Genomic DNA, 26,217 nt, shown 5'->3' with positions numbered 1-26,217 from the left:
GGCGCCCGGCGGGGCGCGCGCGGCGGCCGTTCAGGCGAAACCCGAGGCGGGAGCGCGTGAGGGACCCTCCGCCCGTCGACATCTGACCCGTGAGTCTGCCCCTGATCCCTCCGATGCTCGCCACGCCCGGCACCCTGCCGCCCGCCGCGCAGGACGCGCGCTGGGCCTACGAGACCAAGCAGGACGGCCAGCGGGTGGTGGCCTACCTCGACGGGGACGGCGGTCTGGTCCTGCGGGCCCGTTCCGGGGAGGAGGTCACCGCCGCCTACCCCGAGTTGAGCCCCCTCTCCGGCATGCTCGGCGCGACGCCCGCGGTGCTGGACGGGGAGGTGCTCGCCCTCGACGAACAGGGCCGCGCGGACTTCCAGTTGCTCCAGTCCCGGATGGGGCTGGCCCACGCGCCGCAGCGGGCGGCACGCCGGGCCGCCGAGGTGCCGGTGCACTACGCGCTGTTCGACGTCATGCACCTCGGTGGGCGGTCACTGTTCCGACTCCCCTACCTGCGGCGGCGGGAGCAACTGGAAGGGCTGGGGTTGGAGGGCCCGCACTGGTCCACACCCGCGGCGCTGGTCGGCCACGGTGAGCAGGCCCTGCGGGCGACCCGTGAGCACGGTCTTGAGGGGCTGGTGTGCAAGCGGCTGGACTCCGTGTACGAGCCAGGGGTGCGGTCGCGGAACTGGATCAAGATCCGCAACATGCGCAGCGCGGACGTCGTGGTGGGCGGCTGGCTGCCGGGGAAGGGGCGGATCACGGGTCTGCCCGGTGCGGTGCTGGTGGGCCAACGGGCCGGCGGGCGGCTGCGGTACGTCGGCGGGGTGGGCACCGGGTGGAGCGCGCGGGAGCGGGAGCAGCTCGGCGTGCTGCTCCTGGCCGCCGAGACGGACGTATGCCCCTTCGATCCCGTGCCCGCGGTGCCGGGTGCGCGCTGGGTCGTGCCGCGGCTCGTCGGGGAGGTGCGGTTCAGCACGCGTACCCGGGCCGGGCTGCTGCGGCAGCCGTCGTGGCTGCGGCTGCGGCCGGACCTGACGCCGGAGGAGTCGGCGGCCGATCTGCCGGACGACGTCGACTGACCTTTCTTCAAGATCCAAACTGTTGGGTCGGGCGTAACCGGAGTGATGCCTTTTCACTCTTGGCGCGGACATGAAAAGCCGGGAAGCTGAACTCCCCATTCCCCCACAGCCGTTGGGCTGCGCCCGCGAGGAGGACGCAGTGTCGTCACCGTCGTCGAAGAAGCACCGCAGAAGATGGCTCACCGGTCTTGCCGGTGCCGCCGCGCTCGTCATCGCCTTCCCCTCCGTCGCCTTCGCGGCCCCGCCGCAGGCACTGCCCGCCAATGCCGAGTCCGCCGAGTTCACCTACCAGCCAGCGTTCGACTACGACACGGACGGCTGCTACTCCACGCCCGCGATCGGCCCCGACGGGACCGTCAACGGCGGCCTGAACCCGACCGGCGCCCTCAACGGCAGCTGCCGGGACGCCTGGGACCTCACCAACACCAACAGCTACTCGCGCTACAAGTGCAACAACGGCTGGTGCGCGTACCTGTACGGCCTGTACTTCGAGAAGGACCAGGCCATCGCGGGCAGCAGCATCGGCGGGCACCGGCACGACTGGGAGCACGTCGTGATCTGGGTGCAGAGCGGCGCCGTCAAGTACGTCTCGACGTCCAACCACGGCTCGTTCACGGTGAGCGCGGCGTCGTCCGTCCGTTTCTCCGGCACGCACGCGAAGATCGTGTACCACAAGGACGGCATCAGCACGCACTGCTTCCGGCTCGCCAACTCCAATGACGAGCCGCCGGAGAACCACCAGGGCACCTGGCAGTACCCGCCGCTGGTCGGCTGGAACGGCTACCCGTCGGGCGTGCGCGACAAGCTGGTCGCCTACGACTTCGGCAGCGCCAACTTCGGTCTGAAGGACGCCAGTTTCGGCAACCACCTGTCGTCCGCCAAGCCGTCGGGCATCACCTTCGACCCGTACGCGTGAGGCCTCGGGCCCGGGGACTAGGACCAGCGCCGTCCGGCGCCTCCGCCCCGGGCCCGATCCGGTGGTGTCGCCCGCTGTCTAGCGTGATCGGCATGAACTCCACCGACACGAGCGGATCGCTCGAAGAAGCCCTGGAACGCCTGCACGCCGCCGGCCCGGAACGCGAGGGCTGGCTGACCAACCACGCTCCCATGGTCGTCGAGGCGCTCGCCGCGAACGGGCAGGCGGGCGCATTGCACCGCTGGGTGGATCTGTACCGGGACCGGCTGGAGGACTTCCCGGACCGGCTGGCCCCGGTCACGGACGACAACTGGCCCTCCGCACTGGGCGATCCACGCCGGATCGCCGACTGGACGGACCACTTCGCCCGCGCCCTCGCCGACCGCCCCTGGCGCGACGTCCTCACCGAGTGGTGGCCGCGCCTGCTCCCCGGGATGTACGGCGGCGCCACGCATGTGATCATCCGGGTCGGCCACGCCGTACGCGCCCTCGAAACCGGCGAGTCGGCGCCCCGGAGCGCCGAACTCGCCCACGCGCTGGGCTACTGGGCGGCCCGGCATCAGCCCCTGACCGGCTTCGACGTCCTGCCGGGCACGCCGGCCGCGAGCGAGGCCCTGGCCGCCGTACCCCCGATCCCGCCGGGGCACATGGGGTTCCGCAACCGGCTGGCCGCCGTGCAGCAGTTGCCCACCTGGGCGGAGGACGTCACCGACCCGGACACCGCGCGGGACCGGCTCACCGAGCTGGTCCGGGCCGCGACCCACCGCTACGCCACCCATGGCCACGGCGAGCCGACCATGCTCGTGCACGCGGCGACGGCCCCCAACGCCGTGCTGCGCGCCCTGGATTCGCTGCCGCGCGAGCTGTGGGTGCCGAGCCTGCACGCGGCCTGGACCGCGTCCGCCGCCGTCACCGCCATGTACACCCCCGCGGAGCCGGTCGCCTACCGGGCGTCCGCTCGGCTCACCGCCGAGGAGGTCATGGAGCGGGCGCTCGCGCACGGCGACGAGCACGTCATCAAGCTGACCGACACGGCCCTGGACGTCGGCGACGACCTCGCGCTCGCCGCGGCCCAGCGGGCGATCGAGATCAGCGAGCCGCTGGTCGCGTGACCGTCAGCGAGTCGCCCAACTCGGTCCGCCCGTACAGGACGTAGTGCCCTTCACGCCGCGAGGTCAGCAGGCCGGCCTCCCGCAGCACCGCCAGATGGGCGGAGACGGTGGAGGGGGCGAGGCCGTGGCGGGCGGCGAGTTCGGTGGTCGAGGCGGGGACGGCCAGACCGGTGAGGACCGCGGCGCGCTGATGTCCGAGGAGCCGGGCCAGGGCCTGCGGCGGGTCGGGCGGGGCGGTGTCGTGCAGGCGGCCCATGCCGCGCGCCGGGTAGATGACGGTGGGCTGCCAGGGGCGGGCGAAGCCGCTGACCACGTCCGGCCAGACGAACACGCTCGGCATCAGCAACACGCCCCGGCCGTCGGCGCGTTGGGCGTCCGCGTGGTCGCCCGACATCCGCAGCGTGAGCGTGTGCCCGGCCCAGCCGATGCCCGGGTGCAGTCCGGTGAGCAGCGCGTCGAGTCCGCCGTCCGCCGCCTGCCGGGAGCGGTGGGCGATATCGGCTTCCAGCACGGCGCGGTGGCGGGCCCAGTCCGGCGCGAGCAGGGCGTGCCAGGCGCGTTCGGTGAGGTCGGCCAGGCGCCGGACGGTGGCGGCGGGGTCGTCGAGCGCCGCGCGCCCCTCGGCGGACGCGGCCAGTCCGGGCGTACCGGCGAGCGAGCGGACCATCTCGGCATGGGCGAGGGACGGGTCGGTGGCCCGCATCCGCGCCAGTTCGTCCTCGATGGCCGGGTACGGCTCGGGCGGGGGCGGGCCGAGGAAGTCGGGGGTGTAGCGGCCGGGCGGCTGCATGAACAGCCACAGCGGCGACAGGTCGAGACCGGCGACGGTGCGGCCGACGCGGCGCAGCCAGCCGCGGTGGTAGCCGTGCCGGGCGGGGCGGCGCAGCAGCCGTAGCGCCTCGTGGGTCTGGCACAGCGGTGAGATCGCGAACCGGCAGCGGGTCAGGTCGTCGGTGCCCAGGTCCAGGGTGAGGGGCAAGGCGGCCTCCCTCCTTGATTCGGTCTGGGACGAAAGAGTAGAGCGGCGTTCGCCCGCCGCGCACGCTGGCCCCGATGACCGACTACCGATCAACTTCCCCTGAGTACACCGCCCGAGGCGTCGCCTGGCGCAGGGGTGGCGTCGTCGCGGCGCTGATGCTGGGCGCGTTCACCTTCAACACCACCGAGAACCTCCCGGTCGGCGTGCTCCCCCTCATGGCCGACGACCTCGGGGTGTCGCTCCCGTCCGTGGGCCTGCTGGTCACCGGGTACGCGCTGACCGTCGTCGTGGTCTCGCTGCCGCTGGCCCACGCCACCCGGGCGATCCCCCGCCGCCACCTCCTCACCGTCCTGCTCGGCCTCCTCACCGCCGCGAGCTGGGCCTCGGCCCTGGAGTTCGTCTCCTACGGCCCACTCCTCGCGGCCCGCGCCACGACCGCGCTCGCCCAGGCGCTGTTCTGGTCGGTGATGGGACCGGTCGCGGTCGGCCTGTACCCGCCCGAGCGGCGCGGCCGGATCATCGGGCTGCTGTCGGTCGGGGGCTCCCTGGCCACGGTGCTCGGTGTGCCGGCCGGGACCTGGCTGGGCGGACACGCGGGCTGGCGCACCCCGTTCGCGGTGCTCGGCGCGCTCGCGGTGGTGTCGCTGATCGCGATCGTCGTGCTGCTGCCGACCTCCCGCCCGCAGGAGAGCCACTCCGCCTACGGTGTCACCCCCGACCGGCGCCGCTTCCTCGTCGTCGTCGCCACCACCGCCCTATCGGTGACGGGCGTGTTCACCGCCTTCACCTACGTCGCCACCTTCCTCGACGAGGTCAGCGGCTTCGACGAGGACGCGGTCAGCGCCGTGCTGCTGGCCTTCGGGGCCGCGGGCCTGGCCGGGGTCACCGTCACCGGACCGCTCCTCGACCGGTTCCCGCGGGCCACGCTCGCCGTACCGGTGACCACCCAGCTGTTCGCCCTGCTCGGCCTGTACGCGACGGGGCAGAACAAGGTGGCGTGTGTGGCCCTGTTGATGCTGCTGGGGGCGTCGGTGGGCCCGGCGTTCATGGCCTCGCAGAGCCAGGTGCTCCAAGTGGCCCCGGGCCGCACCGAATCGGCCCTCGCGGCCAACTCGGTCGCCTTCAACGTGGGCGTGGCCCTGGGCGCCCTCCTCGGCGGCGCCGCGCTCACGGGATTCGGGGTCCGCGGCGCCTTCCTCGTGGGCGGCCTGCTCACGGCCGGGGCGCTCGCGGTGCTCTCGTACGGCCGCCCGAGGCTGCGGAAATCGTGTGGATCCGACGAACCGGCCGCCGCTACGGTCCGCACATGGATACGCAAGACACATGGGTCGCCGCGCGGGAACTGTTCAGAGACCTGAGCGACCACCCGGGCCCCGACGCGTTCCCGGCCGTCGTGGAGCCGTGGCTTCGGCGGGCCGAGAGGGAGTACGTCGGGGTCCTCGCCGAGGACGTCGCGAGACTGCCCCGCTCGCCCGGCGAGGAACTCGACGAGCGGGCCGCGGACCTGCTGTGGGAGCTGTACGCGCTCAGCCGGGTCAGCGACGTGCTGCTGCTGGCGTTCCAGCCGCGCCTCGACCAGGGTTCCGACCCGCTCGACGGGTGGCCGGCGGTGACGAGGGCCCAGTACCGGGAGCTGTTCACCCGGCTCGGCATGGCACCGTTCGAACAGGCCGCCGCCTTCGATCCGTTCCTGCACGAGATCGTCGAGGTCGAGCAGGCCGCGGACCCCGACGAGCCGATCAGCGTCACCGAGGTCGTGTGGCCCGGACTGTGGCACGGGCACGTCCTGTTCGGCCGGGCGGGAGTCCGGGTCCGCGCGGGCGTCCGGCACGCCGAGCGCGGGGTCGCCGATCGCGCGCCGCTGTACTGGACGTATGTGCGCCGCCATCGGCCCACCGTCGACCTGTCACAGGGCTGGGGGCACAACTCGCAGTGGCGCACGGACTTCCGGGTCGATGTGCGCACCCCGGAGGGCGCGCACCTCAATGTGTGCGAGAAGGGCGGCATGGACACAGTGAGCGACGTCGACGAGCTGCTGACCTCCGCGGAGCGGCGTGAACTGCTCATCCATCGCAGCCTGGTGCGCGCGCCGGACGACATCGCCGGGCTGTCGGCCCTGGGCGAGGGCTGGCAGGAGTCCCACTTCCCCTTCGGGTGGCAACTGTCCTGATCCGACGGGAATCGAGCGGTACCGCAGGGAACCTGTGATCCGAAGGTCTATCGTGTCGGCATGTCCGTCCCCGAACTGATCCGTATCGTCTCCCGCGACTCGCCCATGGCGCTCGCTCAAGTGGAGCGTGTCCGCGCCGAGTTGACGGCCCTGCACCCGGGGGTGCGCACCGAGGTCGTGCCGGTGAAGACGACCGGCGACAAGTGGCTGGGGGACCTGGCGAAGGTCGAGGGCAAGGGGGCGTTCACCAAGGAGGTGGACGCCGCCCTGCTGGCCGGTGAGGCCGATCTCGCGGTGCACTGCGTCAAGGACGTGCCCGCCGACCGGCCGCTGCCCGCGGGCACCGTCTTCGCCGCGTTCCTCAAGCGCGACGACATCCGCGACGCCCTGATCCACCCCGGCGGCCTCACCCTGGACGAGCTGCCGGACGGCACCCGCATCGGCACCTCCTCGGTGCGCCGGGTCGCGCAGCTCGCCGCGACCCATCCGCAGCTGGAGTGCGTGCCCTTCCGCGGCAATGCCAACCGGCGGCTGGCGAAGCTGGCGGCGGGCGAGGCGGACGCGCTGCTGCTCGCGGTGTCCGGTCTGGAGCGCATCGACCGGAGCGATGTGATCACCGAGATCCTGTCCCCCGAGACGATGATGCCGCCGATCGGCGCGGGCATCCTCGCCCTGCAATGCCGGGAGGGTGACACGGAGCTGATCGACGCCGTCAGCGGCCTCGGCGATCCGGACACCCACCGGGAGGCCACCGCCGAGCGGATGTTCCTGCATGTCCTCCAGGGCCACTGCAACAGCCCGATCGCCGGGTACGCGCGCGTGGACCACGGCGAGGAGCTGTCCCTGCGGGCGTGTGTGTTCACTCCGGACGGCAAGACGCGGCTCAACGCCCACGAGTGGGCGGGGCGACTGGATCCGGCCACCCTCGGCACCTCGGTCGCCGTGGCGCTGCTGCGTCAGGGCGCCCGCGAGATCATCGACGGCATCCCGCACTGAACCCGCGGCGGGTCAGGCGGTGCCCTCTTCCGCCTGGTCGCGCAGGAAGTTGCTGACCTGGTGGGCGAGGCACTCCCGGCCCGCGCCGGAATGCACGGGCCCCTCGTGCAGCCCGATGCCGCCGGCCCACAGCCGGCGCTCGGCCCACTCCTCCTCGACCCGCAGCTGGATCTGCACGTCGATCTGGCTCAGGCTCGCCTCCGGTCCGGCCCCGTACAGCACGGCCGTGGCCCGGCGCAGCGGGTAGACGTCGAAGCCCTCGATGAACTGGGTGTTGCGCCAGTCGATGAAGGCGCTCTCCCCGTCCGGACCGACCCGCACGTCGATCTGCCCGTCCTCCAGATGGATGCCGTAGTGCCGCTCGCCGCGGTTCTCGACCGTCACCCGCAGGCAGAAATACGTCAGACCCTCGGCGGCGTCATCACGTCCGCGCGGGGGCTCGGCGTTCTCCAGACGGTGGACGCGGACGCGCAGACCGGCATGCTCGTCGTACTCCTGCCAGTCCCCGACCACGTTCGGCTCGCACACACTGCACCTCTTCGACCTCAGAGAGCTGCTTCCTATCTGTGTGCTCAGCGCACTGTCAAATGAGCAGAATGCGCTGTGGCCAGCGGATTCACCCCCTTTGATCGCTGATCAAGCGCTGCCCAGGGACTATCCGCCGACCGGCCCGGCCGAGGGGCACGCGAGCGTGCCGCACATCACGTCGGGCGCCGGGCCTGCCGGGTGCTCTCACGCACCGAGGTCGACCGATGTCAGAATGTGCACCATTTTCCCTCATATCGGGGCAAAAGTTTTGAGTGGTCGCTGCCGGGAAGGCTCTAAGAGTGCTTCGGACCGGAGGCACGTCTGTGTGAGCCCACCTTCACCCGCTGAGGGAGGTGCGCTTCATGCCCACCGCCGGCAGAACGAAGCAGCACCCGCACAACGACGCCCCCGACACCGCGGCCGACTTCCAGCTGCTGGCGCGGCTGCCCGAAGGCCCGGAGCGCAAGGAACTGCGTGATCGTCTGGTCCGGGCCTGGCTGCCCATGGCGGAACGCATCGCGGTCCGTTTCAAGGGCCGCGGCGAGGCCCTTGAAGACCTCTACCAAGTGGCCGCGCTCGGCCTCGTCAAGGCTGTCGACCACTACGACCCGGACCGCGGCTGCGCCTTCGAGGCGTACGCGGTGCCCACCGTCACCGGCGAGATCAAGCGGCACTTCCGCGACCACATGTGGACGCTGCATGTGCCACGCCGGATCCAGGATCTGCGCAACCGGGTGCGCCAGGCGACGAAGGAACTGTCGCAGACGACCCCGGGCCGTCCCCCGACCGTCCGGGAGATCGCCGAGCTGACCGAGCTGACCGAGGCCGAGGTCCGCTCCGGGATGGAGGCACTGGACTGCTTCTCCGCGCTGTCGCTGGAGGCGGAGATGCCCGGCACCGACGGGTACGCCCTCGGCGACTCGCTCGGCGAACCGGACCCGGGCTTTGACGTCGTGGTCGACCGGGTGGCCGTCCGACCGTGTCTGGAACGGCTGCCCGAACGCGAGCGCACCATCCTCTACCTGCGGTTCTTCCGCGGCATGACCCAGAGCCGCATCGCCGAGCAGCTCGGCATCTCGCAGATGCATGTGTCCCGACTGCTCAGCGGCTGCTTCGCGCACCTGCGGGAGGAGCTGCTCGTCCAGGCCCCATGAGACTCGCCCGGGCCCCGTGCGGGAGCTAGAGCTCCTCGGTCCGCCCCGGGATCTGCGTCGGGCCGTGACGGTCGAGGGCGTCCTCGAGTTCGGCGCGGATCTGCGGGGGCATCTCCCCGTCGCGGCCCCAGATCAGGATCAGGTCCGCGACCTGGCGGAGTTTGATGTTGGTGTGCTGGGACACGTCCTTGAGCACCGCCCAGCCCTGGGCGGGGGAGACCCGGCCCAGCGCCACGACCATCCCGATCGCCTGGTCCACCACGGCGTGCGAGGTGACGGCCTCCTTGAGCTGCGCCACCTCTTCTTGCAGCTCGGACATCCGGCCGGTCTCGTCGGCTGGCTCATGCGGAACGCGGGGCACGTATCCATACTCGTCACTCGCGCGGCGGTATGCCACTGCCCGGAGTGGAATCATCTTTGTTTCGGCAAGCCGGCCGGGGTACTCGGCAGGCGCCCCCAGGGGTAACGGCCGGACACTGGGAAGAGACGCCGGTGGCCGCCGGCCCGGCGAGACCAGGACGCGACAGCCATGAACCACGACACGAAGCTCCCCCGCGGCACGCGTGAGGTCGTCTCCACGCACTCCGTGTTCGGCGCCCCCTGCTGGGTGAGCCTGACCAGCCGGGATCTGGAGACCACGCAGGACTTCTACACCGCCGTCCTCGGCTGGCGCTGGCGCACCGGCAGGCTCGGCGACCGCTTCCGGATCGCCCTGGCCGACGGGCATCCCGTCGCCGGGATCGCCGCGGTCGCCTCGATGTGGCAGATGGCGGTGGCCTGGACCCCGTACTTCGCCGTGCGCAGCGCGGACGAGGCGGTGTCGCGGGTGCAGGAGCGCGGCGGCACCTCCGCGGTCGGGCCGATCTCCTTCCCGCCGGGGCGGGCGGCCCTGCTCGCCGACCGGGACGGCGCGACGTTCGGCATCTGGGAGGGCGAGCTGGTCAGCGACTGGGAGACCTGGCGCCGCTCCAGCCCGGCCTTCATCCGCCTGCACACCCGCGACGCCTTCGACGCCGCGATCTTCTACGGCGAGGTCCTGGACTGGGCCTCGCAGCGCCCCGGCTGCTGCGAGGTGCACTACGAGGGCGGCGAGGTCGTGCTGCGCAGCGGGGGCGATGTGGTGGCCCGGATCGTGTCGGGCGCCCTGGGCGCCGCTCCCGACCCCACCATCCGCCCGCACTGGCAGGTGCACTTCGCGGTCCATGACGTGCCGGCCTGCGCCCGGACCGCCGAGCAGAACGGCGGCAGCGTGCTGTCGAAGTCCGACGACGAGGCCGTACTCCGCGACCCTGACGGGGCGCAGTTCACGGTGACCTCGCGTCGCGAGCGCTAGAGGCCGGGCGATCGGGACGGGCGGGACAGCAGGACCAGGCTGCGGGCGGTGACCGTCATCGTCGTGGCGGCCTTGTGCTCGGTCTCGTCGGGGGCGCCCTGGGGTTCGGCCGTGTCGATCAGGGTGGTCCAGCGTTCGCCGTAGGCGGTGTCCGGGAGCTGGAACTCCACCGGCTCCCAGTAGCTGTTGAGCAGCAGGAGGAACGAGTCGTCGACCACGGGGCGGCCGCACCGGTCCGGCTCGGCGATGGCGTCGCCGTTCAGGAACACGCCCACGCAGTGCGCGTCGGAGCGCTGCCAGTCCTCCTCAGTCATCTCGCGGGCGTCGGGCAGCAGCCACACCAGGTCGGGCAGCGGCTGGCCCGCATGGGTGACGGTCTGGCCGCGGAAGAAGCGGCGGCGGCGCAGCACGGGGTGGGCGGCCCGCAGGCCGATGACGTACCGCGTGAAGTCGGCGAGGTCGCGCTGTTCGCCGGTCAGCCGCCAGTCGATCCAGGAGACCTCGTTGTCCTGGCAGTAGGCGTTGTTGTTGCCGCGCTGGGTGCGGCCGAGTTCATCGCCGTGGCAGAGCATCGGGATGCCCTGGGAGAGCAGCAGGGTGGCGAGGAAGTTGCGCTGCTGGCGGGCGCGCAGCTCCAGCACGGCAGCGTCGTCGGTGCCACCCTCCACACCGCAGTTCCAGGACCGGTTGGTGCTCTCGCCGTCCCTGTTGCCCTCGCCGTTGGCCTCGTTGTGCTTGTCGTTGTAGGAGACCAGGTCGCGCAGCGTGAACCCGTCGTGCGCGGTGACGAAGTTGACGCTGGCGCGCGGGCGGCGCCTGCTGTGCTGGTACAAGTCGGAGGAGCCGGTCAGCCGGGACGCGAAGTCGCCCAGGGTGTGCTCGCCGCCCCGCCAGAAGTCGCGCACGGTGTCGCGGTACTTGCCGTTCCACTCCGACCACAGCGGCGGGAAGTTGCCCACCTGGTAGCCGCCCTCGCCGACGTCCCACGGTTCGGCGATCAGCTTGACGCGGCTGATCACCGGGTCCTGCTGGATCAGGTCGAAGAATGCCGAGAGCCGGTCCACCTCGTGGAACTGCCGGGCGAGCGTGGCCGCGAGGTCGAAGCGGAAGCCGTCGACATGCATCTCGGTGACCCAGTACCGCAGCGAGTCCATGATCAGCTGAAGTACGTAGGGGTGCCGCATCAGCAGGCTGTTCCCGGTGCCGGTGGTGTCGTAGTAGTGCGACCAGTCGCCGTCCACCAGCCGGTAGTAGGAGGCGTTGTCGATCCCGCGGAAGGACAGGGTCGGGCCCTTCTCGTTGCCCTCGGCGGTGTGGTTGTAGACGACGTCGAGGATCACTTCGAGACCGGCCGCGTGCAGCGCCTTCACCATCGACTTGAACTCGGCGACCTGCTCGCCGCGGGTGCCGTGGGCGGCGTAGGCGTTGTGCGGGGCGAAGAAGCCGATCGTGTTATAGCCCCAGTAGTTGGTCAGGCCCCGGTCGGTCAGCACGCCGTCCTGGACGAACTGGTGCACCGGCATCAGCTCGACCGCGGTGATGCCCAGCGAGGTCAGATGCTCGACGATCGCGGGGTGCGCGAGCCCGGCGTAGGTGCCGCGCAGTTCGTCGGGGACGGCGGGGTGGGTGCGGGTCAGACCGCGCACATGGGCCTCGTAGATGACGGTGTCCGCGTACGGGCGGCGCGGCGGCCGGTCGTCGCCCCAGTCGAAGTACGGGTCGGTGACCACGCCGAGCATGGTGTGCCCGGCGCTGTCGCCCGCGGAGGGACCGTCGGGGCCGCGTTCGAAGAGGGACGCGTGGTTGTCCGGCTGGCCGTCGACGGCGCGGGTGTACGGGTCGAGGAGCAGCTTCGCCGGATTGCAGCGGTGGCCGACGGCCGGTGCCCAGGGGCCGTGCACCCGGTAGCCGTAGCGCTGGCCGGGGCCGACGCCGGGCAGGAAGCAGTGCCAGACGAAGCCGTCGACCTCGGTCATCTCCACGGTGCTGTGCCGTCCCCGGTCGTCGACCAGGACCAGCTCGACCTGCTCGGCGACCTCGCTGAACAAGGCGAAGTTGGTGCCCTGTCCGTCGTAGGAGGCGCCCAACGGGTAGGGGTGCCCGCTCCATGCGGGCACCCCTGAGCGCTTGGTGCGGGCCGTCACCGCGCCCCCTCCAGCACCCGATCGGGAGCCGGGGCGGCCAGCGCGGCGGCCGGCACCTCGCGGGGCACCTGGCGCACCTCGCGCAGGCTGGGCGCCGGGGCGGTCGGCACCAGCGGCACGCGCTCGCCGGCGCGGGCCCGCTGCGAGAACCAGATGACCTTGCTGCCGGTGTCCGTGGCGCAGCAGCCCCAGCCGTCGCTGATCGCGGCGATCTGCTCCAGACAGCCGCGCAGTTCCTGGTCCGGGCGCAGATCACGGTCGTTGTCCCCGATGGCCGTGATGAGGTGCTGGCCGTTCCACCACATCTCGATCGACGTGTTCTTGTCCGTCGCGTGCTCGTCGATCGCGGTCAGCAGGAGTTCGGCACCGCCACAGACCGGCTGCACGAGGTTCTCCAGGTCCCAGTACCGGAGGTGAGCGGCCAGGATGCGCCTGACCTGTCCGACGCGCTCCGGGCTCACTTCCACGTCGAGGTGGTAGTAGCAAGGCACTGCGGTCTTCATCTCGTTGGCTCCTCACCGGCGAGGCTCGGCGCTTCCTCCGTCCCCGCGGGACGGGCCCCGAACGCGAAGCGTGAGCGTCGATCGCTTCTGAGTCACCTCAAGAGTGGGAGCGCTACGCCATTCGTGCAACACGAGCACCGGGAGCAACCGGCGACATGGTTGAAGCTCTAACAAGACGCTGAGTCGTCACACATGCACCATGAGTGAAGACCCGCGCGCCCGTGCGGCATGCGTGTGTCCGCGCACGGCCACCCCCGACCGACCGGTGGACCTGCGCCCTGAAACCCGAGAGGTGAACGGCGTCATGTTGCTACCGGCAAAAGCCGAAGTAGCCCGCCAGCTGGGGCGGTACCGGGCCTGGGAGCGCGTCATGCTCGCGTCCCCGGCCGACCGCTCGGTGCGGGCCACCTTCGAGGACTCGGGCTACACCTTGTGCGTGCTCATGGGGAAGCGCTGCGCGCGCGAGGCCGCGGACGCCGCCGAGCGCTATCTGCGCAGCAGCGTGGGCGCCTATCTGAGCGAGCAGGACGAACGCCCCCTTGCCGGCGTCGCCGTCCGACGGAGTCCACCGACGGCCAAGCGACGTTCCCGGGCCGGCAGGTAGACCCCTTCCGGCACAGCTTGAATCCCACGGCCGGGCCTTGCGGGGCCCGGCCACCAGCACGACGGAGGCGAGAGCAACCATGAAGGCAACCGCGGCCATCGGCCGTATCCCGGTACGGCATGTCCAGCCTGCCGTGGAGTGCGGCAGGCGCCCGGCGAAGGCGGTCGTGGGCGAGACGTTCCAGGTCTCGGCGACCGTGTTCCGGGAGGGGCACGACGCCGTGGCCGCCAATGTCGTGCTGCGGGACCCGCTGGGCCGTCCGGGCCCGTGGACCCCGATGCGTGAACTCGCCCCCGGCACCGACCGCTGGGGCGCGGAGGTCACCCCCACCGCCACCGGGAACTGGACCTACCAGGTCGAGGCCTGGAGCGACCCGGTGACCACCTGGCGCCGCACCGCCCGGATCAAGGTGCCGGCCGGGATCGACACCGGGGTGGTCCTGGAGGAGGGCGCCGACCTCTTCGAGCGCGCGGCGGCCGGGGTTCCCGCCAAGCGGCGGCCGGTTCTCCTCCGCGCGGTCGAGGACCTCCGGGACGATTCCCAGCCGGTCGTCTCCCGGCTGGCGGCGGCCTTCCGGCCCGAGGTGGACCGGGTCCTGTCGCGGTATCCGCTGCGGGAGTTGGTGACCGTCTCGGATCCGCTGCCGTTGCTGGTGGAGCGGGAGCGGGCGTTGTTCGGGTCGTGGTACGAGTTCTTCCCGCGCTCGGAGGGCACGGTCGAGGTGCCGCACGGCACGTTCCGCACGGCGGCGCGTCGGCTGCCGGCGATCGCCCGGATGGGCTTCGACGTGGTGTATCTGCCGCCGATCCATCCGATCGGCACGACGTTCCGCAAGGGCCGCAACAACACCCTCGACCCCGCGCCGGAGGATGTGGGGGTGCCGTGGGCGATCGGCTCCCCGGAGGGCGGGCACGACGCCGTGCACCCGGCGCTGGGCACGCTGGAGGACTTCACCTGGTTCGTCGGCAAGGCCCGCGAGCACGGGCTGGAGGTGGCGCTGGACTTCGCGCTCCAGTGCTCCCCGGACCATCCGTGGGTGCACAAGCACCCGGAGTGGTTCCATCACCGCCCCGACGGCACGATCGCCTATGCGGAGAACCCGCCGAAGAAGTACCAGGACATCTACCCCATCGCCTTCGACGCGGACCTGGACGGGCTCGTCGCGGAGACGCTGCGGGTGCTGCGGCACTGGATGGGCTGCGGGGTGCGGATCTTCCGGGTGGACAATCCGCACACCAAGCCGGTGCTGTTCTGGGAGCGGGTGATCGGGGAGATCAACCGCACCGACCCGGATGTGATCTTCCTGGCGGAGGCGTTCACCCGCCCGGCGATGATGCGCACCCTCGCCCAGGTCGGCTTCCAGCAGTCGTACACGTACTTCACCTGGCGCAACACCAAGCAGGAGCTGACCGAGTACCTGTCGGAGCTGTCGGGCGAGTCGGCGGCCTACATGCGGCCGAACTTCTTCGCCAACACCCCCGACATCCTGCACGCCTTCCTCCAGCACGGCGGCCGCCCCGCGTTCGCCCTGCGCGCCGTCCTCGCGGCCACCCTCTCCCCCACCTGGGGCATCTACAGCGGCTACGAGCTGTGCGAGAACCGCGCCCTGCGCGAGGGCAGCGAAGAGTACCTGGACTCGGAGAAGTACCAGTTGCGTCCACGTGACTGGGACACGGCGGACACCATCGCTCCACTCATCACCAAGCTGAACGCCGTCCGGCGCCGCCACCCCGCGCTGCACCAGCTGCGCAATCTGCGCTTCCACCACACCGACAACGACGCCGTGCTCGCGTACAGCAAGCGCACCGGCAAGGACACGGTCGTGGTGGTCGTCAACCTCGACCCGCACCACACCCAGGAGGCGACGGTCTCGTTGGACATGCCGCAACTCGGCCTGGACCGGGATGAATCCCTGTCCGTGCACGACGAACTGACGGGTGAGACCTATCTGTGGGGCAGGACCAACTATGTGCGCCTCGAGCCCGGCCGGGCACCCGCGCACGTACTCCACGTCCGCACCTCGCCCGCCTCGCCGCAGAACGGAGGGTCTACCGCGTCATGACTGTCAACGAGCCCGTCCATGACACCTTCGAGGACACCCCGGCCAAGGACCGGCATCCCGACTGGTTCAAGAGCGCCGTCTTCTACGAAGTCCTCGTCCGTTCCTTCCAGGACAGCAACGGCGACGGCGTCGGTGACCTCAAGGGCCTGACCGCCAAGCTGGACTATCTCCAGTGGCTCGGCGTGGACTGCCTCTGGCTGCCCCCGTTCTTCAAGTCCCCCCTGCGGGACGGCGGCTACGACGTCTCCGACTACACCGCCGTCCTGCCCGAGTTCGGCGACCTCGCCGACTTCGTGGAGTTCGTCGACGCCGCCCACCAGCGCGGCATGCGGGTCATCATCGACTTCGTCATGAACCACACCAGTGACCAGCACCCGTGGTTCCAGGAGTCCCGGAAGAACCCTGACGGGCCGTACGGCGACTTCTACATGTGGGCCGATGACGACAAGCAGTACGCGGACGCGCGGATCATCTTCGTCGACACGGAAGTGTCCAACTGGACCTTCGACCCGGTGCGGGAGCAGTACTTCTTCCACCGGTTCTTCTCCCACCAGCCGGACCTCAACTACGAGAACCCGGCCGTGCAGGAGGAGATCCTGGGCGCCCTGCGCTTCTGGCTCGACCTCGGTATCGACGGCTTCCGGCTGGACGCCGTGCCGTATCTGTACGCCGAGGAGGGCACCAACTGCGAGAACCTCCCGGCCACTCATGAGTTCCTCAGGCGCGTCCGGCGTGAGATCGACGCCATGTATCCGGACACTGTGCTGCTGGCGGAGGCCAACCAGTGGCCCGAGGACGTCGTCGACTACTTCGGCGACTACCGCGCCGGCGGCGACGAGTGCCACATGGCCTTCCACTTCCCGGTCATGCCCCGCATCTTCATGGCGGTCCGCCGCGAATCGCGCTACCCGGTCTCCGAAATCCTCGCCAAGACCCCGGCCATCCCCTCCGGCTGCCAGTGGGGCATCTTCCTGCGCAACCACGACGAGCTGACCCTGGAGATGGTCACCGACGAGGAACGCGACTATATGTGGGCGGAGTACGCCAAGGACCCCCGCATGCGCGCCAACATCGGCATCCGCCGCCGCCTGGCGCCGCTCCTGGACAACGACATCAACCAGATCGAGCTGTTCACCGCGCTGCTGCTCTCCCTTCCGGGCTCGCCGATCCTCTACTACGGCGACGAGATCGGCATGGGCGACAACATCTGGCTCGGCGACCGGGACGCCGTCCGCACCCCGATGCAGTGGACCCCGGACCGCAACGCGGGCTTCTCGACGGCCGACCCCGGCCGGCTCTACCTGCCCACGATCATGGACCCGGTCTACGGTCACCAGGTCATCAACGTCGAGGCGGCCATGGCGTCGCCGTCGTCGCTGCTGCACTGGACACGCCGGATGATCGAGATCCGTAAGCAGAACCCGGCCTTCGGACTCGGTTCCTTCACCGAACTCCAGTCCTCCAACCCGGCGGTGCTGGCCTTTCTGCGGGAGTACGAGGACGATCTCGTCCTGTGCGTGAACAATTTCTCCCGTTTTGCCCAGCCGACCGAGCTCGATCTGCGCGAGTTCGACGGGCGGCACCCGGTGGAGCTGTTCGGCGGGGTCCGCTTCCCGGCCATCGGCGAGCTGCCGTACCTGCTGACGCTGGCGGGACACGGCTTCTACTGGTTCCGGCTCTCCCGAGTCGCCTCCCGCATCGGCCGCCGACCCTGAGCGTCTGCCCCTTGTGCGTGTGCCCTTGAGCGTGTGCCGACGAAAGGACGCGTCACCATGACGAAGACCGCATCCCTCAGGCCGAGTGCGCCGGCCGTCGCCGACATCATGGTCTCGCTCGGCGGTCTGCTGCGTCAGTGGCTGCCGCGGCAGCGGTGGTTCGCGGGCAAGGACCGGCCGGTCACCGACCTGGCCCTGTTGTCCATGACCGAGTTGTTCCCGGGCTGTCTGCATCTGCTGGTCCACGCGGGCCACGTCCCGGTGCCGGCGCCCGGCGGCACCACCGCGCCCCCGGCCGGCGACTGCTACCAGCTGCTGCTCGGCGTGCGCGAGCACCCCTCCCCGCGCCTCGGCCGCAGCCTCATCGGCCGGGCCGAGGAGGGCCCGCTTGCGGGGCTGACGGTGTACGACGCGCTCCAGGACCTCCGTTCCGCACAGATGCTCCTGGACCGGCTGCGCCACCCCGGGACTGCGGGGCCGCTGCGCTTCGAGTCCTGCTCGTCCGTGCCGGTCCCCCCGGGTCTGACGCCGCGTCTGATGGACGCGGAGCAGTCCAACTCCTCGCTGGTGTACGGCGACGCCTTCGTGCTGAAGGTGTTCCGGCGCATCCAGCCGGGCGTCAACCCGGACCTGGAGGTGCCGGGCGCACTGGCCCGGCAGGGCTGCCCGCGGGTGCCCGAGCCGATCGCCTGGTTCCGCACCACCAGCCCGTGGGAGGCGACTCTGGGCGTGCTCCAGCCCTTCCTGCGGGACGCGACCGACGGCTGGGCGCTGGCGCTCCAGGCGCTGGCCTCCGGTGACGACTTCACGGCGGAGGCGCACCAGTTGGGGCGGGCCACCGCCGAGGTCCACCTTGCGCTCGCCTCGGCGTTCCCGTGCGAGACCCTGCACGAGAACGGTCTTACGGCGGCGGGGATGACCGAGCGTCTTGATGCCGCGGCGCACTCCGTACCGGCGCTGCGGCCGTTCGTGCCGGGTCTGCGGACGGCGTTCGGGGCGCTCAGCACCTGCGACTCCGGTCCGCCCGCGCAGCGCATTCACGGCGATCTGCATCTGGGCCAGGTGCTGCGGGCCGGACGCGAGTGGTTCGTGATCGACTTCGAGGGCGAGCCCTCACGTCCGCTGGCGGAGCGGCGCAGCCCGCACTCCCCGGTGCGGGACATCGCGGGGATGCTGCGCTCCTTCGACTACGCGGCCCGGCAGCGCCGTCCGTGGCGTCCGGAGTGGGCGCGCCGCTGCCGTGAGGCGTTCTGCGCGGGCTACGCGTCCGCCGCCGGTTGGGATCCGCGCAAGAAACACGGCCTGTTGCGCGCCTATGAGACCGACCGGGCCGTGTACGAAGTGCTGTACGAAGCCAGACACCGTCCGGACTGGCTTCCCGTACCGATGGCGGCGATCGAACGTCTCGCCGTACGAGGAGGCTGACCCCATGGCGCTGCGTGACACCTCCCTGCCCGAGCCGTCCGGCCCCGCCCGGTGCGGGACGGCTCCGCCGCTGGATCCCACCGACCGGGGCCGGCTGCTGGCCGGTGCCCACCACGATCCGCACGCGCTGCTGGGGGCCCATGTGGTCCCGGAGGGGGTCGTGTTCCGGGCGCTGCGCCCGTTCGCGCGCGCGGTGAGCGTGGTCGTCGACGGTGAGCGCCGGGCCCTGGCCTCCGAGGGCGAGGGGCTCTTCTCCGGCGTGCTGCCGCTGGCCGGGATCCCGTCGTACACGCTCCTCGTGTCGTACGAGGACGGGGAGCAGGAGGTCGAGGACCCGTACCGCTTTCTGCCCTCCCTCGGCGACCTGGATCTGCATCTGATCCGGGAGGGGCGGCACGAGCAGTTGTGGAAGGCGCTCGGCGCCGAGCCCATGACCCATCAGGGCGTGACCGGGACCCGGTTCACGGTGTGGGCGCCGAACGCCCAGGGGGTGCGGGTCGCCACGGACTTCACCTACTGGGACGGCACCGCCTTCCCGATGCGCTCCCTCGGCGCGGCGGGCGTGTGGGAGCTGTTCCTGCCCGGGGTCGCCGAGGGCACGCGGTACAAGTTCGAGATCCACTCCCGGCACGGGCACCGCTTCCTCAAGGCCGACCCGATGGCACGGCATGCGGAGGTACCGCCGGACACGGCCTCCGTCGTGCACTCCTCGCAGTACGAGTGGGGCGACGAGGAGTGGATGGCGCATCGCGGGGACGTGCCGGTGCATGTGGCGCCGTTCTCGGTGTACGAGGTCCATCTGCCGTCCTGGCGGCCCGGGCTGACCTACCGTGAGCTGGCCGAGGTGCTCCCCGCCTATGTCAACGATCTCGGCTTCACCCATGTGGAGTTGATGCCGGTCGCCCACCATCCGTTCTCCGGCTCCTGGGGCTACCAGGTCACCGGGTTCTACGCGCCCATGGCGCGCCTCGGCACCCCCGACGACTTCAAGTTCCTGGTCGACGCGCTCCATCGGGCCGGCCTCGGCGTGATCATGGACTGGGTGCCCGCCCACTTCCCCAAGGACGACTGGGCGCTGGCCCGCTTCGACGGGGAGCCGCTCTACGAGCCCGGGGACGACCGGCGGGCCGAGCACCCGGACTGGGGGACGTACGAGTTCGACTTCGGGCGGGTCGAGGTGCGCAACTTCCTCGTCGCCAACGCCGTGTACTGGTGCGAGGAGTTCCACATCGACGGGCTGCGGGTGGACGCGGTCGCCTCGATGCTCTACCTCGACTACTCCCGTGACTCCGGCCAGTGGACGCCCAATGTGTTCGGCGGCCGGGAGGACCTGGACGCCGTGGCGTTCCTGCGGGAGATGAACGCCACCGTGTACCGGCGGGCACCGGGTGTGGTGACGATCGCGGAGGAGTCCACCGCCTGGGACGGAGTCACCCGGCCCACCGACAGCGGCGGACTCGGCTTCGGCCTGAAGTGGAACATGGGCTGGATGCACGACTCCCTCGGCTACATGGAGCACGAGCCGGTCCACCGCAAGTACCACCACCACGAGATGACCTTCTCGATGGTGTACGCCTACAGCGAGAACTACGTCCTGCCGATCTCGCACGACGAAGTCGTCCACGGCAAGCAGGCGCTGGTGTCGAAGATGCCCGGAGACTGGTGGCAGCAACGCGCCAATCACCGCGCCTATCTGGGCTTCATGTGGGCCCACCCCGGCAAACAACTGCTCTTCATGGGACAGGAGTTCGCCCAAGGTGCCGAGTGGTCGGAGCCCGACGGCCCCGACTGGTGGCTGCTGGACCCGGCGTACGGCGCCGAGCCCGATCACCGGGGCGTGCGCGATCTGGTGCGTGATCTCAACTCGGCCTACCGGGCCGCCCCGGCGCTGTGGCAGCGGGACACCGACCCGGGCGGCTTCCGCTGGGTCGCCGGGGACGCGGCGGAGGACAACGTCTTCGCCTTCCTCAGGTACGCCGCCGACGGCACCCCCCTGCTCGCGGTGTCGAACTTCTCCCCCGTCGTGCGGCACGACTACCGGATCTGGGTGCCCGAGGACGGTCCGGTGTGGGAGGAGACGCTCAACACCGACGCGGCGAAGTACGGCGGCGGCGACGTCACCAACCCCGGCCCGCTGAAGCCGGAGGACGACGGGATCCGGATCACGCTGCCGCCGTTGGCGACGGTGTGGCTGACGCCGTACCCCTGCTGAGGCCCGCAAGTCGGTGCGAGGTGTCCTAATGCCCGCAAATGGGCAGTCGGGGCGTACGGCGAAACCTCGTCGTCCTCGCATCGGGCCACAGAAGGGGTGCCTCAGGTGCGCACCGTCGGAGTGGAGGAAGAGCTCCTCCTGGTCGACCCGGAGTCGGGCGAGGCGCGGCCCCTGTCGGCCGCGATCCTCGCCCGTGCCGCGTTGGACAGCGCGGACGGCAACGACCCGTTCGAGAAGGAACTGCACGAGCAGATGCTGGAGTACGCGACAGCTCCGCAGTCCGACATGGACGACCTGGGCCGGGAGATAGTCCGCTGCCGCAAGGAGGCGGCACGGCACGCCGGTGAGTTCGGCTGCGCGGTGGCCGCGCTGGCCACCTCCCCGCTGCCGGTCAGCCCGAGCATCGGGCCGCACCAGCGCTATCAGTGGATGGCGGATCAGTTCGGCATCGCCACCCGTGAACAGCTCGTCCTCGGCTGCCATGTCCATGTGGCCGTGGACTCCGACGACGAGGGTGTCGCGGTCATCGACCGGATGCGGCCGTGGCTCTCCGTGCTGTCGGCGCTGAGCTGCAATTCACCGTTCTGGCAGGGCAAGGACACCGGTTACGCCAGCTACCGCAGCCGGGTGTGGCAGCGCTGGCCGTCGGCCGGTCCGACCGAGGTCTTCGGGTCGCCCGAGCGCTACCGCGAGGTCGTCGCGAACATGATCGACACGGGGGTCATCCTCGACGAGGCGATGGTCTACTTCGACGCCCGGCTGTGCCGCAACCATCCGACGGTGGAGATCCGGGTCGCGGACGTCTGTCTGCACGCCGACACGCCCGTGCTGCTCGCCACCCTGGCCCGCGGTCTGGTCGAGACCGCCGCGCGCGAGTGGCGGGCCGGTCTCGAGCCCGCGGAGCACGGGGTGAGCGTGCTGCGGCTGGCTGCCTGGCAGGCCGCTCGCGCCGGTGTCTCGGACACCCTGCTGCACCCTGTGACCATGCGGCGCAGGTCGGCCCCGGCCGTGCTGCGCGCGCTGCTCGACCACGTCGGGGAGGCGCTGGCGGACAGCGGTGACCTGGAGGACGCCCGCGACCGCGTCGCCCACCTGCTGGCCCGCGGAAACGGCGCCCGGACCCAGCGCGAACTGCTCCGGCGCAGCGGAGGTCTGCGGGACGTCGTCACCGAGTGCGTGCGGCGGACGCAGGAGTGAGGCCGGCGCCGGTCACACCCTGAGCGCGGCCCGTCCACGCCGGCCCCCGACTCGGCGAGATCATCAGGGCGGTCGGCTTGTCGGATTCCGGTACGGTTCGCTCGTACCTCGGCTAGATTCGAGCACCGCCGATAACCCTGCTCGTCGGTGGCGTCACACCGCGTACATCACAGGAGCTGCGCATGCGCGACTTCGCCCTGGCTCCCTCCGTCGCCGCGCCGCCGGTCGGCGGTCTCGCCGACAGCGTCTTCGAGCGGGCCCTGATCGAACCGACCCTGCCGGTGCTCGCCCGGCGCCTGAAGGGCTCCTCGCTGTGGACGGAGATCACCGCGGTGGAGCTGCGGGACACGGTGGTGGAGCTGGCCAAGGGCCTGATCGCCTCCGGGATCTCGCCGGGCCACCGCGTGGCGATCATGGCGCGTACCCGGTACGAGTGGACGGTCCTCAGCTACGCCCTGTGGGCGGTGGGCGCCGAGGTCGTGCCGGTGTTCCCGACGTCGTCGCGCGAGCAGGTGGAGTGGATCCTCCGGGACGCCGGGTGCGTGGGCGTGGTGGTGGAGGACGAGCAGTCGGTCATGACCGTCGGCTCGGTGTGCGCCTCACTGCCGATGCTGCGCCATGTGTGGCAGTTGGACGCGGGGGCGCTGGACGAGCTGGTGGAGCGGGGCTCGTTCGTGCCGCTCGCCACGGTCGACTCGCTGCGCCGGATCGTGCTGCCGGACTCCACGGCCGTGATCGCCTACACCTCCGGCTCCACGGGGCGCCCGCTGGGCTGCGCACTGAGCCACCGGAGCCTGGCGAGCCCGGTCGACACGCTCCTTGAGGGCTGGGGGCATCTGGTCGTGCCGCCGGGCGGGCAGGCGTCGGTGCTCGCCTTCCTGCCGTTCTCCCATGTGTACGGGCTGATGGTGCAGGGCCTGTGTCTGCGCGGCGGCATGCTGATGGGCCACGAGTCCGAGCCGAGCGGGGGCGCCCTGGAGGCGGCGCTCCGGTCGTTCCGTCCGACGTACTTCTGCGCGGTCCCGTCGGTCTTCGAGAAGATCTACAAGAACTTCCTGCGCTCCGCCCGTGAGACGGGCCGCGGCACCCTGTTCGAGCGGGCGGCGGACACCGCACGGGACTTCGCCCTGGCCGTGGAGCGGCACCGGCTCGGCCAGGGGCACGGGCCGGGATTCGATCTGCGGCTCCAGCACGCCCTGTACGAGCGGACGGTGTACCGCGGGCTGCGGGGCGCGCTCGGCGGCCGGATCCGCCGGGCGACCTCCGGCGGCTCGCCGCTGAACCGGGAGATCTCCCTCTTCTACGAGGGCATCGGCATCTACCTCAACGACGGCTACGGGCTCACCGAGACGGCGGGCGGGGTCACCGCGCAGCCGCCGGGCCAGGAGCGCTCGGGGACGGTGGGCAAGGTGCTGCCCGGGATGGACGTCCGGACGGCGGACGACGGCGAGATCCTGGTGCGCGGTCCGTCGGTGTTCCAGGGCTATGTCAACGACGAGGCTGCGACCCGGGACGCGCTGCGCGGCGGCTGGCTGGCCACCGGGGACCTCGGGGTCCTCGACTCCGACGGCTACCTGACGATCACCGGCCGGAAGAAGGACGTGATCATCACCAGCAACGGCAAGAGCATCGCCCCCGCCGCGCTGGAACAGCGGCTGCGGATGCACCCGCTGATCCACCAGGCCGTGGTCGTCGGCGACAACCGCCCCTGCGTGGGGGCGCTGCTCACCCTGGACCCGGACTTCCTGGCGTACTGGCGCGGCACCCTGGAGCCGCGCGCCGACCCGCGCGGCCGGGACTCCCGCGACGCCCGGGAGGAGAACGCGCTGCGGGAGGAGATCACCCGTGCCGTGGCGGCCGCCAACAGCACGGTGTCGCGGTCGGAGGCGATCCGGGTGTTCCGGGTGCTGCCGGAGCCGTTCGACCCTGCCAACGGCCTGCTGACGCCGTCGATGAAGCTGCGCCGGGACGTGATCGTGCGCCATTACGCGCTGGAGATCGATGCGATGTACCAGGCCCGCGCGCAGACCCGGAGCCGGCCGGTGCCGGAGGAGTTCGCCGCGTGGGACGACACCGACAACGTCTTCCGGTGAGCACGCGTGGATCGCGGCGAGCGGGGAAGCCGGACAGCCAAGGCGCCCGGGGGGAGAGACGGACGACCACGCTTTGGCTGCACAGGAGATCGCGGACCGTCTCGTCCGCTTCACCGGCGCGCTCGGGGATGTGACCGGAGCGCGGCTGGCCGCCGAGGCGTACCTGCGTGACCTCGCGCGCATCCTGCCGCCCGCCGTGCCCGACCACCGCGACGACATCCTGCTGGTGGTCACGGAGCTCGCGGCGAACTGCGTGGAGTACGCGCCGGGCCCCTTCGAGCTGCGGCTGAGCCGGGCCTTCGACGGCGTCCATGTGGTCCTGCGCGACACCAGTCCCGTGCCCCCGAAGCCGCGTGCCGGGCGGGGCGGCCGCGGAGTCGGCTGGTATCTGGTGCAGACCCTGAGCCACCAGGTCGGTGTCATCACCCATGAGCAGGGCAAGGACGTCCATGTCTTCCTGCCCTGGTGAGTCGGCCGCCGATATCGGGGAACCCCGTGTGCACGCAGATCCTTTGGGGCAGGGTGGCTGGAACAAGCGGTATGGCTGGAACAAGTCGTTCATCTGCCTGCCGCCCCCGACTGGCGCAGCGGCCGGGAGCGCGGTGGGATCGATGGGGAGCCGCAGAAGGGATGAGCACCGTGACACGACCCAGGATCCTGGTGGTGGGCGCAGGCTTCGCCGGAGTGGGGTGCGTTCGCCGGCTGGAGCGCAGGCTCGCCGCCGACGAGGCCGACGTCACCCTGGTGACACCGTTCGCCTACCAGCTCTATCTGCCGCTGCTGCCCCAGGTCGCCTCCGGCGTGCTCACGCCCCAGTCGATCGCGCTGTCCCTGCGCCGCAGCAGCAAGTACCGCACCCGGATCATCCCGGGCGGCGCCATCGGCGTCGACCTCGCCGCCAAGGTGTGCGTCATCCGCACGATCACCGACGAGATCGTCAACGAGCGGTACGACTACCTCGTACTGGCCCCCGGCAGCATCACCCGCACCTTCGACATCCCGGGTCTGACGGATCACGCGTACGGCATGAAGACCCTCGCCGAGGCCGCCTACATCCGCGATCACGTCATCTCGCAGCTCGATCTGGCCGACGCCAGCCACGATCCGGACGAGCGGGCCGCGCGGCTCCAGTTCGTGGTCGTCGGCGGCGGCTACGCGGGCACCGAGACCGCGGCCTGTCTTCAGCAGCTGACCCACAACGCGGTCAAGCGGTACCCGCGGCTCGACCCGGCGCTGATCAAGTGGCATCTGATCGACATCGCGCCGAAGTTGATGCCGGAGCTCGGCGACAAGCTGGGCAAGGACGCCCAGGAGATCCTGCGCCGCCGCGGCATCGAGATCTCGCTCGGGGTCTCCATCGCCAAGGCGGGCCCCGAGGAGGTCACGTTCACCGACGGCCGGGTCATCCCCACCCGCACCCTGATCTGGACGGCAGGCGTCGTCGCCAGCCCGCTCATCGGCACCCTCGGCGAGAAGACGGTGCGCGGACGGCTGGCGGTGTCACCCGAGCTGAGCCTGGCGGGACAGGACGGCGTGTTCGCGCTCGGCGACGCGGCGGCGGTGCCCGACCTGGCCAAGCCGGACGAGGACGCCATCTGCCCGCCCACCGCCCAGCACGCGATGCGGCAGGCCAAGGTGGCCGCCGACAACCTCATCGCCACCCTCAGGAACCAGACGCTTCGGCCGTACGAGCACAAGGACCTCGGTCTCGTCGTCGACCTCGGCGGCACGGACGCGGTGTCCAAGCCGCTCGGCGTGGAACTGAAGGGGCTGCCCGCCCAGTTCGTGGCCCGCGGCTACCACTGGTCGGCGCTGCGCACCAACGTCGCCAAGGTGCGGGTGCTGACGAACTGGACGCTCAACGCCATCGCGGGCGACGACTTCGTGCGCACCGGCTTCCAGCACCGCAAGCCCGCCCGGCTGAAGGACTTCGAGTACACGGACGCCTATCTGACCCCGGAGCAGCTGCAAGAGCACGTGACGGCGGCGGAGGGTCGGGGATAG

General features: G+C 71.1%; 22 protein-coding genes. 17 read left to right on the top strand and 5 right to left on the bottom strand.

Annotated features, from left to right (window positions below; genetic code table 11):
• The first annotated feature begins 89 nt into the window (after window positions 1-89).
• From BN159_RS41315 to BN159_RS41305, 3 genes are all read left to right on the top strand, one after another.
• The gene (locus tag BN159_RS41315) at window positions 90-1,070 is read left to right on the top strand and encodes an ATP-dependent DNA ligase (RefSeq protein WP_041820507.1); all 981 of its coding nucleotides are present in this window, start codon (window positions 90-92) and stop codon (window positions 1,068-1,070) included.
• Window positions 1,071-1,209: 139 nt separating this feature from the next.
• Window positions 1,210-1,986: an NPP1 family protein gene (locus tag BN159_RS41310; protein WP_015663038.1), complete on the top strand. Its 777-nt coding sequence runs from the start codon at window positions 1,210-1,212 to the stop codon at window positions 1,984-1,986.
• Between the two features lie 92 nt (window positions 1,987-2,078).
• On the top strand, window positions 2,079-3,098 hold the full coding sequence (locus BN159_RS41305; RefSeq protein ID WP_015663037.1) for a questin oxidase family protein: 1,020 nt from the start codon (window positions 2,079-2,081) through the stop codon (window positions 3,096-3,098).
• Here BN159_RS41305 and BN159_RS41300 read toward each other — a convergent pair.
• On the bottom strand, window positions 3,076-4,077 hold the full coding sequence (locus BN159_RS41300; protein ID WP_015663036.1) for an ArsR/SmtB family transcription factor: 1,002 nt from the start codon (window positions 4,075-4,077) through the stop codon (window positions 3,076-3,078). The two genes, BN159_RS41305 and BN159_RS41300, sit on opposite strands and share 23 nt — an antisense overlap.
• A gap of 74 nt (window positions 4,078-4,151) precedes the next feature.
• Here BN159_RS41300 and BN159_RS41295 point away from each other — a divergent pair, with 74 nt between their 5' ends.
• Genes BN159_RS41295 through hemC form a run of 3 tightly spaced genes read left to right on the top strand, consistent with a single transcriptional unit; the run spans window position 4,152 to window position 7,243 of the window.
• Window positions 4,152-5,435: an MFS transporter gene (locus BN159_RS41295; RefSeq protein WP_015663035.1), complete on the top strand. Its 1,284-nt coding sequence runs from the start codon at window positions 4,152-4,154 to the stop codon at window positions 5,433-5,435.
• Window positions 5,384-6,247 carry a hypothetical protein gene (locus BN159_RS41290; protein ID WP_015663034.1) on the top strand — a complete coding sequence of 288 codons (864 nt, stop codon included), beginning with the start codon at window positions 5,384-5,386 and terminating at the stop codon, window positions 6,245-6,247. Before BN159_RS41295 ends, BN159_RS41290 begins: the two co-directional genes overlap by 52 nt.
• A 60-nt stretch (window positions 6,248-6,307) precedes the next feature.
• Window positions 6,308-7,243, top strand: a complete 936-nt coding sequence (hemC, locus tag BN159_RS41285; protein WP_015663033.1) for a hydroxymethylbilane synthase — start codon at window positions 6,308-6,310, stop codon at window positions 7,241-7,243.
• Window positions 7,244-7,255: 12 nt separating this feature from the next.
• Here the strand turns inward: hemC and BN159_RS41280 are convergent, their stop codons facing one another.
• Window positions 7,256-7,771 carry a hypothetical protein gene (locus BN159_RS41280; protein ID WP_015663032.1) on the bottom strand — a complete coding sequence of 172 codons (516 nt, stop codon included), beginning with the start codon at window positions 7,769-7,771 and terminating at the stop codon, window positions 7,256-7,258.
• A gap of 362 nt (window positions 7,772-8,133) precedes the next feature.
• On the opposite strand from BN159_RS41280, the gene BN159_RS41275 reads away from it, so the two are divergent.
• Window positions 8,134-8,925 (top strand): SigB/SigF/SigG family RNA polymerase sigma factor, encoded by a 792-nt coding sequence (locus tag BN159_RS41275; protein WP_015663031.1) that lies wholly within the window; start codon window positions 8,134-8,136, stop codon window positions 8,923-8,925.
• A gap of 25 nt (window positions 8,926-8,950) precedes the next feature.
• Here BN159_RS41275 and BN159_RS41270 read toward each other — a convergent pair whose 3' ends face one another.
• Complete coding sequence (locus BN159_RS41270; protein ID WP_231905682.1) at window positions 8,951-9,286, bottom strand: ANTAR domain-containing protein; 336 nt, start codon at window positions 9,284-9,286, stop codon at window positions 8,951-8,953.
• 168 nt (window positions 9,287-9,454) lie between these two features.
• Between BN159_RS41270 and BN159_RS41265 the strand changes: the two genes are divergently transcribed.
• Window positions 9,455-10,258, top strand: coding sequence for a VOC family protein (locus BN159_RS41265; protein ID WP_015663029.1), 804 nt, complete (start codon window positions 9,455-9,457; stop codon window positions 10,256-10,258).
• Here BN159_RS41265 and glgX read toward each other — a convergent pair.
• Window positions 10,255-12,402, bottom strand: coding sequence for a glycogen debranching protein GlgX (glgX, locus tag BN159_RS41260; protein WP_015663028.1), 2,148 nt, complete (start codon window positions 12,400-12,402; stop codon window positions 10,255-10,257). The two genes, BN159_RS41265 and glgX, sit on opposite strands and share 4 nt — an antisense overlap.
• Window positions 12,399-12,905 carry a hypothetical protein gene (locus BN159_RS41255; RefSeq protein WP_015663027.1) on the bottom strand — a complete coding sequence of 169 codons (507 nt, stop codon included), beginning with the start codon at window positions 12,903-12,905 and terminating at the stop codon, window positions 12,399-12,401. Before BN159_RS41255 ends, glgX begins: the two co-directional genes overlap by 4 nt.
• Before the next feature lie 304 nt (window positions 12,906-13,209).
• On the opposite strand from BN159_RS41255, the gene BN159_RS41250 reads away from it, so the two are divergent.
• The 9 genes from BN159_RS41250 to BN159_RS41210 all read left to right on the top strand — a co-directional run bounded on the left by BN159_RS41250 (window position 13,210) and on the right by BN159_RS41210 (window position 26,217).
• Window positions 13,210-13,509 carry a DUF5133 domain-containing protein gene (locus BN159_RS41250; RefSeq protein ID WP_015663026.1) on the top strand — a complete coding sequence of 100 codons (300 nt, stop codon included), beginning with the start codon at window positions 13,210-13,212 and terminating at the stop codon, window positions 13,507-13,509.
• Between the two features lie 79 nt (window positions 13,510-13,588).
• Complete coding sequence (locus BN159_RS41245; protein WP_015663025.1) at window positions 13,589-15,571, top strand: alpha-1,4-glucan--maltose-1-phosphate maltosyltransferase; 1,983 nt, start codon at window positions 13,589-13,591, stop codon at window positions 15,569-15,571.
• Window positions 15,568-17,286: a maltose alpha-D-glucosyltransferase gene (gene treS, locus BN159_RS41240; protein ID WP_015663024.1), complete on the top strand. Its 1,719-nt coding sequence runs from the start codon at window positions 15,568-15,570 to the stop codon at window positions 17,284-17,286. Before BN159_RS41245 ends, treS begins: the two co-directional genes overlap by 4 nt.
• A gap of 57 nt (window positions 17,287-17,343) precedes the next feature.
• Window positions 17,344-18,711 carry a maltokinase N-terminal cap-like domain-containing protein gene (locus BN159_RS41235; protein WP_015663023.1) on the top strand — a complete coding sequence of 456 codons (1,368 nt, stop codon included), beginning with the start codon at window positions 17,344-17,346 and terminating at the stop codon, window positions 18,709-18,711.
• A 4-nt stretch (window positions 18,712-18,715) separates the two neighbouring features.
• Window positions 18,716-20,923, top strand: a complete 2,208-nt coding sequence (gene glgB, locus BN159_RS41230) for a 1,4-alpha-glucan branching enzyme (protein WP_015663022.1) — start codon at window positions 18,716-18,718, stop codon at window positions 20,921-20,923.
• A 105-nt stretch (window positions 20,924-21,028) separates the two neighbouring features.
• A complete protein-coding gene (locus tag BN159_RS41225; protein ID WP_015663021.1) occupies window positions 21,029-22,120 on the top strand; it encodes a glutamate--cysteine ligase 2 in 1,092 nt (363 codons plus the stop codon).
• Between the two features lie 182 nt (window positions 22,121-22,302).
• Window positions 22,303-24,213: an AMP-dependent synthetase/ligase gene (locus tag BN159_RS41220; RefSeq protein ID WP_015663020.1), complete on the top strand. Its 1,911-nt coding sequence runs from the start codon at window positions 22,303-22,305 to the stop codon at window positions 24,211-24,213.
• 73 nt (window positions 24,214-24,286) lie between these two features.
• Complete coding sequence (locus tag BN159_RS41215) at window positions 24,287-24,682, top strand: ATP-binding protein (protein ID WP_015663019.1); 396 nt, start codon at window positions 24,287-24,289, stop codon at window positions 24,680-24,682.
• 161 nt (window positions 24,683-24,843) lie between these two features.
• Window positions 24,844-26,217 (top strand): NAD(P)/FAD-dependent oxidoreductase, encoded by a 1,374-nt coding sequence (locus BN159_RS41210; RefSeq protein WP_041820505.1) that lies wholly within the window; start codon window positions 24,844-24,846, stop codon window positions 26,215-26,217.

Source organism: Streptomyces davaonensis JCM 4913, from assembly GCF_000349325.1.
GTDB lineage: Bacteria > Actinomycetota > Actinomycetes > Streptomycetales > Streptomycetaceae > Streptomyces > Streptomyces davaonensis.
Note: the sequence above shows the minus strand (reverse complement) of the source record. Positions and strands in the feature narration are given on the sequence as shown.

Excerpts from the sequence above, each read along its gene's own strand:
- BN159_RS41305 (WP_015663037.1), top strand. The coding sequence starts at position 2,079 with ATGAACTCCACCGACACGAGCGGATCGCTCGAAGAAGCCCTGGAACGC.
- BN159_RS41295 (WP_015663035.1), top strand. The coding sequence starts at position 4,152 with ATGACCGACTACCGATCAACTTCCCCTGAGTACACCGCCCGAGGCGTC.
- BN159_RS41290 (WP_015663034.1), top strand. The coding sequence starts at position 5,384 with ATGGATACGCAAGACACATGGGTCGCCGCGCGGGAACTGTTCAGAGAC.
- hemC (WP_015663033.1), top strand. The coding sequence starts at position 6,308 with ATGTCCGTCCCCGAACTGATCCGTATCGTCTCCCGCGACTCGCCCATG.
- BN159_RS41275 (WP_015663031.1), top strand. The coding sequence starts at position 8,134 with ATGCCCACCGCCGGCAGAACGAAGCAGCACCCGCACAACGACGCCCCC.
- BN159_RS41265 (WP_015663029.1), top strand. The coding sequence starts at position 9,455 with ATGAACCACGACACGAAGCTCCCCCGCGGCACGCGTGAGGTCGTCTCC.
- BN159_RS41255 (WP_015663027.1), bottom strand. The coding sequence starts at position 12,905 with ATGAAGACCGCAGTGCCTTGCTACTACCACCTCGACGTGGAAGTGAGC.
- BN159_RS41250 (WP_015663026.1), top strand. The coding sequence starts at position 13,210 with ATGTTGCTACCGGCAAAAGCCGAAGTAGCCCGCCAGCTGGGGCGGTAC.
- BN159_RS41245 (WP_015663025.1), top strand. The coding sequence starts at position 13,589 with ATGAAGGCAACCGCGGCCATCGGCCGTATCCCGGTACGGCATGTCCAG.
- treS (WP_015663024.1), top strand. The coding sequence starts at position 15,568 with ATGACTGTCAACGAGCCCGTCCATGACACCTTCGAGGACACCCCGGCC.
- BN159_RS41235 (WP_015663023.1), top strand. The coding sequence starts at position 17,344 with ATGACGAAGACCGCATCCCTCAGGCCGAGTGCGCCGGCCGTCGCCGAC.
- glgB (WP_015663022.1), top strand. The coding sequence starts at position 18,716 with ATGGCGCTGCGTGACACCTCCCTGCCCGAGCCGTCCGGCCCCGCCCGG.
- BN159_RS41220 (WP_015663020.1), top strand. The coding sequence starts at position 22,303 with ATGCGCGACTTCGCCCTGGCTCCCTCCGTCGCCGCGCCGCCGGTCGGC.
- BN159_RS41210 (WP_041820505.1), top strand. The coding sequence starts at position 24,844 with ATGAGCACCGTGACACGACCCAGGATCCTGGTGGTGGGCGCAGGCTTC.